Consider the following 1,280-nt stretch of genomic DNA (forward strand, 5'->3'; position numbering starts at 1 on the left):
AAATAATACGGTACGCCCAGGCCGTCATTGACGATGGTCGCGTTGGCGGCGCTTGCCCCCGTGAAGGCGACGAAGCCGCCGCCCTGGTTGGTGATGCTGGCCGTGCCGGCATCGGTTCCGGTGCCGAAATTGAGCCCGCCATAGCCGTCCTGCGCCAGGACGATGGTGGCCGCGCCGGCGGTCGCATTGCCCTGGAAGTTGAGGTCGCCCCGGCCGACGGTGATCGAGAGGTCCTGGGCGCTGACTGGATAGGCGGCGTCGTTGCCCGAGAAATAGAGCCTGGCCCATCCCCCGCTTCCGTTGGAGTTTATGGTGACCGGCCCGTCGCCGAGCGCACCTGTCGCCGCCGCGACAAGGCTGCCGCCGCGTACCGCCGTGCCGCCCGAATAGCTGTTGGCGCCGGTCAGCGTCAGCGTGCCGGAACTGGTCTTGGCGAGTTGTCCGTCACCCGAAACCACGCCGTCGAGGATGAGGTTCTTGCCGGCGCCGACATCGAAGGTGCCGCCGTTGGCGCCGAGGATTATCTGGCGTTCCAGCGTGAAGCTGACGGGATTGCCCGTCACCTGCAGCGCGCCGCCGTTCAAGGTCAGGGCGCCCGAGACATCGCCCAGCGCCCAGTCGCCGCCGATCCTCAATGTGCCGCCGTTGACGAAGGTGCCGCCCGAATAGGTGTTGGTGCCGGTGAGGACGACCGTGCCGGTGCCGGATTTGACCAGGGAGCCGGTCCCGCCGAGGAGCGCCGACACGGTGCCGTTGCTCAAGGCGAAGCTGCCGGCGGTGCTCAGAGTGCCGTTGCGCAATTCCCCGCCCGTCAGCGTGAAGCCGGTGGCGGTCTGCGTCGTGGCGCCGAGATCGAGGATGCCTTGCGTAACGGACCAGGCCATGACCGTGCCCGGTGTGCCGGAAATAGTCCAGGTGCCGGTGCCGGACTTTTCCAGGATGCCGAAGCCCTGATACTGGGCGGAAGAGCCCGCCGCGCCCAATTGTGAAAGATCGAAGGAACCGCCGACCGAACCGCCGAGGCCGAATGTGTCGGCCGCGCTGAAGGCCTCCACAGTGCCGCTGACCACCGAGCCGGCGTGCAGTTCCAGCGTATTGACGCCACCGGTGAACTGGATCGCATGAGCCTGGGGACCGTTGCCGTCGATCGAGAATCCACCGGCGATGGTGCCGCTGTTGGTCACGGTGAGGCCTGCCCCGGCAATGCCGATCCCGCCAGATCCGGCGCGGTAGCGTGGATCGCCATAGCCGCTGGCGCCCCCCGTGCCGCCCTGCACGGT

At 67.7% G+C, this 1,280-nt stretch carries 1 protein-coding gene; it reads right to left on the minus strand.

The genetic code is table 11. The annotated features are described in order from the left end of the window. A partial coding sequence (locus EN893_RS34390; protein ID WP_206640243.1) for an autotransporter-associated beta strand repeat-containing protein occupies window positions 1-1,280 on the minus strand: 1,280 nt, incomplete at both ends.

Origin of the sequence: Mesorhizobium sp. M7A.F.Ca.CA.004.04.2.1, assembly GCF_004022825.1 — a bacterium.
GTDB lineage: Bacteria > Pseudomonadota > Alphaproteobacteria > Rhizobiales > Rhizobiaceae > Mesorhizobium.